This is a genomic window from Micromonospora sp. NBC_00617, from assembly GCF_045161355.1.
GTDB lineage: Bacteria > Actinomycetota > Actinomycetes > Mycobacteriales > Micromonosporaceae > Micromonospora.
Genome location: NZ_CP107751.1, coordinates 3,915,726 through 3,927,646 on the forward strand (window position 1 = coordinate 3,915,726; position 11,921 = coordinate 3,927,646).

Consider the following 11,921-nt stretch of genomic DNA (forward strand, 5'->3'; position numbering starts at 1 on the left):
GGGCCCTGCGTGCCAGAGCCTCTGATCTACCTGACTTGGGTCACGTTTCGCGGTGATCGGGCTCGGCTGGGGCGTTGACCTGAGGTTCCCGGTAGCTCTGAGAGGGCGTTCGATTTGTTCTTGATCTACTAGTATGCGCCTCGCCAGGTGGGTGTGGATTCGTCCGTTACGCGGCGGCTGATGTTGTCGATCATCGCGATGTGGATCATGGCTTCGGAGCTGGCCGGCAGGGTCTCGTAGTCGCGGACGAGTCTGCGGTGCAGCATCAGCCAGCCCAGGGTCCTCTCGACGACCCAGCGCCGTTTGACCACGTGGAAGCCTCTGGTCTCGGTGTTTCTCGGTACGACCTCGGCGTCGATACCGAGGGTGGCGGCGTGTTCGACGAACTGGTTCTTGAAGCCGGCGTCCACCCATGTCTTGGTGACGGTGGGATGGGTGGCCTTGACCTGGTCCAACGCGCGGATTCCGGCGGTGTTCTCGGTGGCGGAGGCGGCCATGACGATGACGGCCAGCAGCAGTCCCAGGGTGTCCGTGACTACGCTGCGTTTACGTCCGACGATCTTCTTGGCCGCGTCGGTTCCCTGTGTGGGGGAGTTCCCACTCCGGTGGAGAGTACGTGTACTTAGGAAAGGTAGGTAGGGCTGCCCATTCATCGGTTGCCAGCGATGCAGAGGATGATTGGCATGCGAAGGACACTGATTGTGATGACGGCCGTGGCCCTGGGGCTGATGTCGGCGAGCGGGCCGGCGGCGGCGCAGCAGCGGCCACGGGGGATCCCCGACCGGATCATGTTGCAGCCGGACGATCTCGGCGGGGCCGCACCGGGGCCGGTGGAGGACGGGCTGGTGTGGTCGCTACTACCCCAGCCGTGCGCGGACACGCCGGTGCCGCAGCCGGTTGTGAGCCGCACTGAAGCGGCCCACCTCGGTACCCGATTTCGGATCTACGAGAACGTCGCCCGGTACCGCGGCGATGGGGCACACGCATACATCACCGCGTTGAAAGCGCAGCTCGCCCGGTGCGGGGTGGGCGGCGACGAGGAGGGCTTCGACCCGGTCGCCGAGGACCACCTCGGGCCGGACACGGTGCTGTTCCTCGGCACCTACGACGAGGGCGACCGCTACGTCGGCTACGTCGCCGCCGCAGTCGGCCACTACGTGGTGGTGGTCATGATGTCGGACTCGTACCTGGGGGCAGCCGACCTGACCACGTTGAACGGGCTGGCCAGCGCCGCGATGAGCCGAGCGGCGGCGTGACGCGGGAGGCCGGCCATCTTGAGAGGGACTGCCTGTGGCCACGGGGCAGCGTGACCGGGCAATGAGGGTGCCCAGACTGCGAAGCTTCTGTGTGGCATCGCCCCATAGGTCTGCGAGGCCAGTCGATGGGTAAACGCAGGACTGAGTCGCCGGCGTGGTTCACTGCCACGCCGGCTCCGGCATCCTGTCATCGGCATGTGCGGTCAGGCATTCCCAGGGCATCGGCTACGGTGAGTGACGTTGGGTCCCAAGGGCCGAGGCGCCCGGACGGCGGCATGAGCGGATGTTCAGAGGACCAGAAGCGACGGCCGATGTAATTGAACCCTGGCGGGTGCAATCACCTCGGCTCGGGCGAGCGCGCCGTTTTGATCCCGTCTTCTCGTCGTGTGCACGGCCACTGGCGACCGCGCAGGCAAGGCGTACCGCCGGCTCGTCCGACGGGCGATCCCACCGGCACCGGCACCGGCTCTGGCGCCAGCGCGGGGGCCGTTGCCTCCTGCCCCTCCACACGCAGCTGCGGGAGCTAGCGGTCGAGCCACCCCGGCAGCCACCAGTTCGCACGGCCGAGCAGCGCCATCGTCGCCGGGACGAGGATCATCCGCACCACGGTTGCGTCGAGCGCGATCGCGACCGCCAGCCCGAGCCCGATCATCTTGACGAACGGGTTCGGGTTGACCACGAAGGACAGGAAGACGGCCATCATGATCAGCGCGCCGCAGGTGATGACGCGTCCCGAGGCAGCCAGCCCGCGGGCGACGGACTCGACGTAGTCGCCGGTAGCCGCGGCGCCGTCCCGCTCTGGATCGTGCTGCTGCTCGCGGTCGCTGTTGCCGGAGCCGCTGTCAGCGACCCCGCACACCGGGCCTGCCTCGAGCGTCACACCCGGGCCTGGGCGGGGTCGCGGCCGGCGGTGGCTCGAATGGTCCGGGGCCAGGTCCATGCGGCGCGCAGGATGAAGGCCAGGAGCAGCAGCTCGAGTCCGATGGAGAGGCCGTAGAAGTAGAAGTAGGTCCAGGACTCGCCCTCCGCGTTGTACACCGAGACGGGAATGTAGAGCGTTGCCACGACGAGGTTGGTGGCGCGGTTGACACGGGCGGGGAGTGTCGTGGAGAGCAGGATCATGAGGATCGGGATGGCCACGAGCGTGAGCGCAAGGGCGACAAAGGTTGGGCCGGTGTCGAACTCATGAACGACGCCGACCAGGATGTCGTTGATGAAGCCGGGCTTGTACAGGGCGAGGTAGTCGACGTAGATGTAGAGGAACATGAAGCTGGCCCAGGCTGCGGCGAGCTTCGCCTGGACCGGGATGTGCGCTTCCTGGAGCGCACCGGCTGGTCTGTCGGTTCTGGTCATCACGTCTCCTGTGTGCTGGCGTCAGCCGGGTCGGCTCACTCGATGTCTTAACCATGACCAGCGTTGACGGGCGGCACATCCGCTTGCGGGCTCGAGCGGTCCTGGCCGCAGGCGCGGGACATCCGCAGTACTTTCGGCTGATCCGCCCGAGCGGCGGCCCCCTTACGTTGTCCGGGAGGGGGAAGCATGCGTGCTGGGATCTTGGCTGAGCCTCGCCCCGCACGCCCGCCGGTGCGGGTCTGGCGGGACTGGGCGCTGTCCTCGGCTCTTGTCGCGATCTCGCTCGTCGAGGTACTGCTGCGCGACGACAGGGCGTGGGCGCCGCTGCTGGTCGGTGTCAGCGTCGTGGTCGCGGCGTGCCTGCTGTGGCGACGCACGCGGCCGCTGGCCGCAGTCACCGTTGCCTTCGGAGCCGTTCTCGCGTTCGACATCGCGAGGATCGCGGTCATTGATGCCACCGGTCTGCTGGGCATCGCAGGGCTGCTTGTGTTGCCCTACGCCCTGCTGCGCTGGGGAGCAGCTCGCGAGGCTGCCCTCGGACTCGGCATCATCCTCATCTGGCTACCCGTCACCCTCATCGCGGACCCGACCTCACCCGCGGAGAAGGTCGCCGGTTACGGCTTCTTCCTGTTCTCGGCCGCGCTCGGCGCGGCAGTGCGCTACCGCACCAGAAGCCACGACCGCGACATCGAGCAGGTGCGGCTTCACCAGCGCAACGAACTCGCCCGCGAGCTGCACGACACGGTCGGCCACCGCGTCTTGGCCATCGCCGTCCAGGCACAGGCAGGTCGCGCGCTGTCCGCCGCAGATCCGAAGCGCGCGCTGGCTACCCTGGTCACCATTGAGGAAGAGGCGTCCCGGACGCTCAAGGAGATGCGAGCGCTCGTAGGCGTGCTGCGCGAGGGAACGGACGCCGATCTCGCCCCCCGGCGAGGGGTGGTGGACGTCGAACGACTCGCTCGTCCCGGCGGCGAGGTGCTGGGCGTCCGCGTGCAGGTCTCCGGTGACGTCGAGGCCGTTGAGCCAGCAGTCAGCACCGCCCTCTACCTGATCGCCGCCGAGGCGGTCACCAACGCGACCCGCCACGCCTCCGGCGCCACCCACGTGACCGTCGACGTCACCGCATCCCGCAGCCAGGTGCACCTGCGAGTGCGCGATGACGGCGAGGCGAGTACGACCAGCTCCCCGCACGCCGGCTACGGGCTGCGCGGCATGGCCGAGCGGGCGAGCCTGCTCGGCGGCACCCTCCGGGCGGGACCTGGCCCGGACGGCGGCTGGAGCGTCGACGCCTCGCTGCCTCGGACAGCGCGCGCGTCATGACCATCCGCGTGCTGGTCGCTGACGACCAGGACATCGTCAGGGCAGGGCTCTGCATGATCTTGGACGCCCAGCCGGGCATCGCCGTCGTCGGCGAGGCCGCCGACGGCCGCCGGGCGATCGCCATGGCCCGTTCGCTGCGTCCCGATGTGTGCCTGCTGGACATCCGCATGCCCGAGGTCGACGGGATCGAAGCCACCCGCCAGCTCGCCGGGGCCGACGTCGCCGATCCTCTGGCCGTCGTCGTCATCACCACTTTCGACCTCGACGAGTACGTCTACGGCGCGCTGAAGGCAGGCGCCCGAGGCATCCTCCTCAAGGACGCCGGCGCCGAGATGCTCACCCAGGCCATCCATGCCGCCGCCCGCGGCGACGCCCTGATCGCACCGAACATCACCGCGATGCTCCTGTCCTCCTTCGCGAACAGCCGCTCGCGCTCGGTGCCAGCTGAGCCTGTCGAGCCGCTGACCGCTCGCGAGGAACAGGTCCTGCTGGCTGCCGCTCGCGGGCGGACCAACAGCGAGATCGGCGATGAGCTGTCCATCAGCCTCAGCACCGTCAAGACCCACATCGCCGCCCTGATGCGCAAGCTCAACGCCCGCAACCGCGTCGAGATCGTCATGTGGGCCTACGAGACACGCCGCGTCGGCGCCTGATCGGCGCCCGCATACTCGAATCGCGGAAGCAGGAGCGCCGGGGGCCGGATAAGGCGAGGAACTCACCTCGGGCGGGTTGAGTGGGCATGCCGCTGGCTTCGGGCGCACCGTCGGACGTCCGGCGGCTGTCCCTTCCTACACAGGTTGCGCCCTGCGGTGTCCCGGTCGTGTGTCACGGTGCTCGGTGCCCCGAAGGATCGACCGCCGTGTCGGCGGCGGCCGACCCGTTACGGCTCCGACATCCCGCAGGCGCGCTAGTCGTACCGATCGCCGTCGTGCACGACGACGGCAGGGCACGCGGGCCCGGCGAGCCGACGGCATCGAGCGCGACGTCCGCCGCTCGGCAGATCCCGTCACTGCCCACGGACGAATGCGCGCGCGGATCGCGGCAGATACGTGTACCTGATCTTGAGGTCGTTCGCCTGCGAATGAATCATCTATGGCCGTCCCCGCGGCGGCCGTGTAGCGGCGCGGACCGGGCCGCTGGTCAGCCGAGCAGACTTTGGTAGCCGCCAGGGAGGTTGCCATTAGCGCTGTCCGCGTGCTGGCGATGATGCTGACCTGCATTCCGGGTCGGCCCCGTCTGAGAGCAGGGTACGACCGGAGTGGTTCGTCAACCTGCCGGATGAGCTGACTCCTTGTCAGGGTCCACTACAGTCTCGCCATGATCGAGAACCTGGCCTGGTTGCCGTACGTCACGGCCTTCGTCGTGGGCGTTCCCGCCCTGGTCGGAGCTGGGCTGATCTTCGCGGCGGCGCGACGGTGGAGCAAGCTGCGCGCGCTCGCCGCCTCGGGCCAGCGAGCGACCGCGCAGGTCGTAGACAACCAGTTGGAGTCGTGGTCCGACGGGAGAACGGCGTTCCGGCCCGTGGTCACGTTCCAGGCGAGCTCGGGTCAGGAGGTGACGACGGTGCTCGCTGATCTGGGCGGGTTCCGGTCCCACTTGGTGGGCACCGAGATCGACGTGCTCTACGACCCGCAGAAGCCCACCGAGGCGGCACCGGTGCGCAAGGGCAACACGAGGCTGATCATCACACTGGTGTTCGGCCTGATCTTCCTGACGTTCTCGTTGTGCGCGTACCAGATGGCCGACCTGGTCCTCAGCGAGTTCCGCGATTTCGGAGGATTCTCCGATTCTGGGGATCCGGGAGATTTCAGAGACCCCGACTTCAACTTCGACGAGTTCGATGGGCCGTGAGTCGGCGTGGTGTCGGGCGTGCAGCGATGAGTAGTTCAGCAGGCAGAGGGGCTGCACTGTTCTCGGCACGTCCGGACGGCAACCGGGCCAGCTCGGCGTGACGCTGCGTAGCGCGCGGATCGCGGCAGATCCGGACATCATCGGTGCCCCTGCCATGGTGGCCGGTTGGCGGCGCGGTCCGTCATCATCACGGCGGAGTTCTGGCACGCCGCGCGGTCCGCGTGCCCCGGTTTAACCCGGTCGTGGATCTCCATGCCGGCTGTTAGCGTCGCCGGCATGTTCGCCACCGACCGGGTCCGACTGCGCCCGCCCACGCCCGACGACGCGCCGAACATGTTCCGCCTGCACGGTGATCCCGAGTTGCACCTGATCACAGACGGCGAGCCATTCCTGCCGTGCCACGTCGGCCAAATCCGGGCCCGGCTGGAGAAACAGGTCACCGAGCCGCCCGACGGCGCGACCACCGTGTCGCTGCTCGCCGAAACCGTCGCCGACGGCACTTTCCTCGGTGGCAGCGTGCTGTGGGGGATCAACGCATTCAACCAGTACGCCCACCTCGGCATCTCACTGCTACCCGAGGCGCGTGGCCAGGGGTACGGGACCGAGGTGATCCGGCTGCTCTGCCGGTACGGCTTCCGCAACCGCAACCTACGCCGTCTGGAATTGGAGACGCTGGCCAGCAACACGGCCATGCGGCGGACCGCGGAGACGTGCGGCTTTACGCACGAAGGCACCCAGCGGGAGCGCGAGTACGACGGCGACGGCTTCGTAGACATGGTGATCTACGGTCTACTCCGGTGCGACTGGACGCCGTAGCCGGCCGGCTCGGCGACATCAACCCGATCGGCGGCCACGGATACTGACAGACCGATCAGCAGGCCGCGCCCGGTCGGCGGCAAATGAGTATGTGGGCTCACGCCACACTCTGCGCGCTCCTGTCAAGCTGTGCACATGGCAGAGCGAGCAGAGTCGCGTCACCCAACGAAGAGTCCGGAAGCGCTGGCGAGGTGGGGACTTGCTGTCGTCGCAGCTGCTCTGGTTATCGCCGTTCCAGTAGCGACTTGGTGGCTTGTCGGAGACCAGTCAACGGTTCCCGTCAGCGTCAACCCCGACTACACGTTCAAGCCTTTCGACGTCACTCCTCGTACGCAACGTACCGCCGGCGTCGCATCGGCAGTCCTGACCATCGTCGCATTGCTAATGTTGGCTCGGGCCACGCGCAGGAAGCACCTCGATCCACAGTGGTGGCGCGTGCTTATCCCGCTGCTGGTAGCCGGTTTGATCGTGGGGTACGGGTGGCGGGTGATGACCGCCGGGGTGATCGGGGCCAACATCGGCGCTGGTCTCGTGGTTCTATTCGCCGGGCCTGTGGTCGCGGCGTTGCTGATCTGGTCACTGGCATATTCGATCTACGTGTTGCATCACCGACGTGCAGCGCGGCTCACTTGTGAATCAAGGGGTACGTAGCGTCCGCCTTCGGCAGACCCGGTTGACGTAGCGACCGCTCGGCGGCAGACCACGCACGTGATCTCGGGCTCATTGCGTCTCAGAGCGTGGCGGGCCGCTCAGGTGCAGGTGATCTACTCGATGGGTGAGCAACCTGCGAGATCTCATCGTCCGCTGGCAGTGCGGCTGGGGCGTGGCTCGTGCGCTGCCCGTCGCCGAAGACGTAGGCGGCGCGTTGCGGGTCCGGTGCATGCAGCCCGGCCGCGACATCGAGTATGTCGCGCTCGATGTCGGCGAGGACCTCGCGTCGCTGTCCACGCTGGCTGAGCTGGTCGCTGGCGAGGACGCCGTCACATGGCTGACCGTGCCCACCACCGACCCGGCGAGGGCGGCCTCGGCTCTGGCGGCCGCCGGCCTGATCGTGCTTAAGCAGTCGGAACTGCTGATGACAGCCGATCTTCGTTGGCATCCGCAGAACATGCCCACGGCACCGTACCGGCTACTGACCCAGGTCGACTCGCACAGAGGCGGCAGCGTGGTCACAGCCACGGTACGGCACGAGTCGGGAGAGATCGGTGCGCGCGGGACGATGGGACTGGCCGGTACGGATGCGGTCGCGGACCGAATCGAAACCATGCCGGCTCATCGCCGCAAGGGCCTAGCCAGCGCGGTCATGGGTGCACTTGCCCGCTCCGCGATCGAAGAAGGCGCCGAGCAGGGCATTCTCATCGCCAGCGAGGACGGTCAACGTCTGTACAGGACGCTCGGCTGGCAGCCGGTGGCCGATGTACTGATCGCAACGACGCCTGGCAACACGTACCCGTCCTGAACAGCATAGATAGCCTCGGCCGACCCACGCTCCTGGAGGTCGCCCACGCGAGCGCGCAATCCAACGTCCGACGACAACGGTGCACCGATCTCGGCAGTTTCGACCGGCGGCCGACCGGTCGAGTCACGCTGTGTAACGCGCGGCTCGCGGCAGAACAGTGAGCCGCGGTACATGGCGGCCGCCTGATCCTGCTCTGCGAACTGGCGGTGTGGCTGGCCTCGAAGAAGTCCGCCGCTGTCAGGCGCGGGCGGCTGGTTCGGTGGGCTTGGTGGTGGGGCTGTCACTCGGTCCACCGTCGGCTGGCTCGGGCTGCGCTGCGTCGGCAGCGCGGGCGGGGGCTACCACCTGCAGTTGACGGACGTCTCGGCTCGCCAGCATGCCGAGGACGGCGAGCAGCACCAACGCTGCGAGAATCAGCAATGTGTCGCGGGTGCCGATCGCCGCGGAGAGCGGCCCGACCGCTACCTGGCCGAGCGGGATGGCGACCCAGGACCCCAGCATGTCGTATGAGTAGACGCGGGCCAGCCGATCGGCCGGGATGTGCTGCGCGATCGATGTGTCCCAGGCCACCGCGTACTGTTCCACGGCGATGCCGACCGTCGCCGAGGCCGCAACGAGTACGATCATGGTGGGCGCCAAGGCGAGCCCCAACAGTAGGAACGACTCGGCGAACATGCAGGCGACCCCGAGCAGCAGAAGTCGGCGTACCCGGATCCGCAGGGCGATCAGACCGCCCACCACCATTCCGGCGGCCTCCGCCGCCAGCACCACACCCCAGGCACTACGGCCAATCGTCTCGTCCGCGACGGCCGGACCGAGCACGTTCACGCCCCCGGCGAGCGCCGCGTTGAGGAGCATGAAGCCGAGCACCACCACCCAGACCCACGTTCGTCCAGTGAACTCGGTCCAGCCCTCCCGAAGGTCGGCGACTACGCTCCTGCGGGTACTTGTAACCGGCGGGGCGGCGATCCGGAGTCCAGCGAAGGCGGCAGCCGCAATGGCGAAGGTGAGCGCGTCGACGGCGAGTCCCCAGCCAGGCCCAACGGTGGCCACTAGGAGGCCACCGAGTGCAGCGCCGCCGATCATGCTCGCGTTGATGCCGAGCCGGATGATCGCGTTGGCCTGCTGGATCAGCTCCGACGGCACGGTCTGCGGTGTCGCGGCGGCCGAGGCTGGCTGGGCTAGGGCACTCACCATGCCGTTGGCCACGCCGAGCGCCAGTATCAGCGGGACCGTCGCAGTGCCGGTCAGCACCAGGGCGGCGACTGCGGCCTGTGTCAGGGTACCCAGTACGTTGGAGCCGACGAGCACCAGCCGGCGCGGGAGCCGGTCCGCCACTACGCCGCCGAAGAGCACGAACAGCACGGTTGCCAGCGATCGCGCGCCGACCACCAGGCCCAGGTCGCGCACCGAGCCGGTCAGATCGAGTACGGCAAAGGCGAGCGCGATGGGAGCAACGCCGTTACCCAGCATGTTGACCATCCGGCCAGCAGCCAGGTATCGGAACGCGCCATACCGCAGCGGAGCCAGCATCAGTCCTCCATCCGGAACAGGGCAACGATCAACATGGAGCAGATGCAGCTCGCCGAGGCGATCGGCACCCAGGCCACCCTCGTGGCTGGAGGTTCCATGCCCAGAAGGAAGGTGGTGGAAGGAACACCCGTAATGATCGGCTCTCAGTGCGGTTCGATCGAGCCATTCTCTCAAGAGCAGAAAGGCGATGCGGCAGACACGTTGGCAGCCAACGTCGGCGCAGTCGGGTAGCGACGGCGCATTGCTGCGCCGCCGCCCCCTCAGAACCGTGCGTGCAACTCGTCGCGGCACACGGCTCAAGCAAGCCACTAGGGCGATTTCAGGAATACAGAGGTGCTGGTTCCTGCCGTGCGCCGGTGGTCCGGCGGTGGCAGGAGGAGTGAACGAGTCGGGTTTCGTCCGGTAGGCCTGGCCCGAAGACGATCAGGTGTTGCCTGGTGATCGCCTTGCGGGTGGTGCGGTGCCACTGCTCCCATTCGCGGGGGCTTTGTGGCTCGCGGTCGGCGTGTAGGAGCAACTGCCCGCAGATCGGGCAGGACCCGTGCTGCCTGCGCAGCAGGTGCAGGGTTCTGCGGTCGAGCGGGGGTTTGCTCTTGGCACGCCGGATGGCCCAGTAGTCGGCTTGGGCGGGGTTGTCCGGAGACGCGTCCCCGCGTACCAGCGAGTGCCGGACGATTTTCGTCCAGGCGAACTTGGGTAGGTAGGCGCCGCTGGTGCGGTCGCCGAACACCCAGCGGTCCTGCCTGGCCGTGTTGTACCGGCCGAAGTACTGGTTGATGATCCAGTGTTTCGGCTTGTGGGGGTGGCGGTGGCAGGCCCACTTGTAGGCCAGCCGCCACAGGTGCACGTCCAGCGCGGCGAACACGACGGACGACGCGACCCCCTGGTAGTAGTTCGCCCATCCCCGCACGATCGGGTTGATCTTCGCGAGGACTGCCGCCGGGTTCGTGCCACGCAGGGCACGGAACTCGACGGCGAGGCGATGCCTGACTCGTTTGACGGCGGCCTTGCTGGGTTTGATGATCAGCTTGCCGTTGCGCCGGCGGGCGGTGAAGCCCAAGAAGTCGAACCCGTCGTCAAGGTGGACGATGCGCGTCTTGTCCTCGTTGAAGGTCAAACCTCTCGGTGCCAGCCAGGCGGCGAGCTGCGCTCTGACCTGTTCGGCCTGTTGCTTGGAGTAGCAGAGGGCGACCATGTCGTCGGCGTACCTGATCAGCGAAGGGGAGCCACGTTTGGTCCGCTGCGGATCGCTGCGTTCGTGTCGGACTCCTGCCGCCCCTTCCAGCCCATGCAATGCGACATTCAATAACAATGGACTGATCACACCACCTTGCGGGGTTCCCGCATGGGTCGGTGCGAATCCCTTGCCTGGTTCGAACACGCCCGCCTTCAGCCATTCCCGGATTTTCGTCCGGCCGGGGAAAGTCCCGATCGCGGCGAGGAGATGGTCGTGGTCGATCCTGTCGAATGCCGCGGTGAGGTCCGCGTCCAGTACCCACAGGCGTTGCGCGGTCGCACCGCACGACGTCACGTGGATGACCGAGATCGCGTCCTGGCAGCTGCGGCCCGGCCGAAATCCGTAGCTCTTGGGCTCGAACCGGGCCTCCCATTCGGGTTCCAGTGCGTTACGGTGGCGCGCCTGGTGGACGCGGTCCGAGATGACGGGAATGCCGAGCGGGCGCTGTTTCCCATTGGCCTTCGGTATAAATACCCGCTTGACGGCGAGCGGCATGAACGACCTGGCCGTGCGATGGGTCTGCTCCGCCAAGTCCATGCGCGCCGGGCCGGTCAACGCGACTTGCCCGTCGATGCCCGCCGTGTTGCGGCCAGCGTTGCGCTGCGCGACCTGGCGCACGCTTGTCAGCGTGTTCGACCAGCTCCGCAGCATCAGTTTCTGCAGGTTCCTGACCTTGGGCCAGTCACCGTCCGTCGTCGCCTTGAAGATCCTGCCCCGTAGCCGCCGTACGTTCTCCTCGTGGTGTCGCCATTCGACGGTGTCCCACGTGGGAGGTGCGTCCTCCGGTCCGTTCACTCCGAGGGCCGCCATCGAAACATCGAAAGCAAAGGCCGTCATCGCGTCTAACTTGTCCTTCGGTTCGGGTGGTTCCGGTACTTTCTCGTCAAAGGCTCACCCGCCTCACGTCAGCCTGCTTTCGCAGCCGGGCACCAGGCCCGGTATCCGGCCAGTTATACGACAGCGACCGGTCGGAGGACCGGTCTTCATGCTGCCGATTTCCTGTTGCCTTTCAGCCACCGGCATTCGCTTCTTGGGCGTCCTGTTCCCGTACGGGTTTCAGCTCTCCTCACGGGCGGCCTACCGCAAACGCCCCGAA

12 protein-coding genes and 1 pseudogene are annotated in these 11,921 nt (G+C 67.4%); 8 read left to right on the forward strand and 5 right to left on the reverse strand.

The features are described 5' to 3' along the window. Positions 1–128: 128 nt before the first annotated feature. Positions 129–590 (reverse strand): annotated as a pseudogene (locus OG505_RS17845) (transposase); the annotation flags it as partial. 114 nt (positions 591–704) lie between these two features. On the opposite strand from OG505_RS17845, the gene OG505_RS17850 reads away from it, so the two are divergent. Next, positions 705–1,256, forward strand: a complete 552-nt coding sequence (locus OG505_RS17850; protein WP_405425873.1) for a hypothetical protein — start codon at positions 705–707, stop codon at positions 1,254–1,256. Positions 1,257–1,779: 523 nt separating this feature from the next. Here the strand turns inward: OG505_RS17850 and OG505_RS17855 are convergent. Further along, entirely contained in the window at positions 1,780–2,115 is a 336-nt protein-coding gene (locus OG505_RS17855; RefSeq protein WP_405425875.1) for an MMPL family transporter, read from the reverse strand. A 17-nt stretch (positions 2,116–2,132) separates the two neighbouring features. Next, on the reverse strand, positions 2,133–2,609 hold the full coding sequence (locus OG505_RS17860; protein ID WP_393083041.1) for a DUF6326 family protein: 477 nt from the start codon (positions 2,607–2,609) through the stop codon (positions 2,133–2,135). Between the two features lie 186 nt (positions 2,610–2,795). Between OG505_RS17860 and OG505_RS17865 the strand changes: the two genes are divergently transcribed. From OG505_RS17865 to OG505_RS17890, 6 genes are all read left to right on the forward strand, one after another. Continuing rightward, complete coding sequence (locus OG505_RS17865) at positions 2,796–3,929, forward strand: sensor histidine kinase (protein ID WP_405425877.1); 1,134 nt, start codon at positions 2,796–2,798, stop codon at positions 3,927–3,929. Then, positions 3,926–4,582: a response regulator gene (locus OG505_RS17870; RefSeq protein WP_405425879.1), complete on the forward strand. Its 657-nt coding sequence runs from the start codon at positions 3,926–3,928 to the stop codon at positions 4,580–4,582. The genes OG505_RS17865 and OG505_RS17870 overlap by 4 nt, the downstream gene beginning before the upstream one ends. 664 nt (positions 4,583–5,246) lie before the next feature. After that, positions 5,247–5,780, forward strand: a complete 534-nt coding sequence (locus OG505_RS17875; protein ID WP_405425881.1) for a DUF3592 domain-containing protein — start codon at positions 5,247–5,249, stop codon at positions 5,778–5,780. 276 nt (positions 5,781–6,056) lie between these two features. Further along, positions 6,057–6,596 (forward strand): GNAT family N-acetyltransferase, encoded by a 540-nt coding sequence (locus tag OG505_RS17880; protein ID WP_405425883.1) that lies wholly within the window; start codon positions 6,057–6,059, stop codon positions 6,594–6,596. A 135-nt stretch (positions 6,597–6,731) separates the two neighbouring features. Next, positions 6,732–7,247 (forward strand): hypothetical protein, encoded by a 516-nt coding sequence (locus tag OG505_RS17885; protein ID WP_405425885.1) that lies wholly within the window; start codon positions 6,732–6,734, stop codon positions 7,245–7,247. A gap of 124 nt (positions 7,248–7,371) precedes the next feature. Further along, complete coding sequence (locus OG505_RS17890; protein WP_405425887.1) at positions 7,372–8,055, forward strand: GNAT family N-acetyltransferase; 684 nt, start codon at positions 7,372–7,374, stop codon at positions 8,053–8,055. Between the two features lie 237 nt (positions 8,056–8,292). Here the strand turns inward: OG505_RS17890 and OG505_RS17895 are convergent, their stop codons facing one another. Beyond that, positions 8,293–9,588 carry an MFS transporter gene (locus OG505_RS17895; RefSeq protein ID WP_405425888.1) on the reverse strand — a complete coding sequence of 432 codons (1,296 nt, stop codon included), beginning with the start codon at positions 9,586–9,588 and terminating at the stop codon, positions 8,293–8,295. A gap of 33 nt (positions 9,589–9,621) precedes the next feature. On the opposite strand from OG505_RS17895, the gene OG505_RS17900 reads away from it, so the two are divergent. Continuing rightward, a complete protein-coding gene (locus tag OG505_RS17900; RefSeq protein ID WP_405425890.1) occupies positions 9,622–9,819 on the forward strand; it encodes a hypothetical protein in 198 nt (65 codons plus the stop codon). Positions 9,820–9,907: 88 nt separating this feature from the next. Here OG505_RS17900 and ltrA read toward each other — a convergent pair whose 3' ends face one another. Continuing rightward, on the reverse strand, positions 9,908–11,662 hold the full coding sequence (gene ltrA / locus OG505_RS17905) for a group II intron reverse transcriptase/maturase (RefSeq protein WP_405425891.1): 1,755 nt from the start codon (positions 11,660–11,662) through the stop codon (positions 9,908–9,910). Positions 11,663–11,921 lie beyond the last annotated feature (259 nt).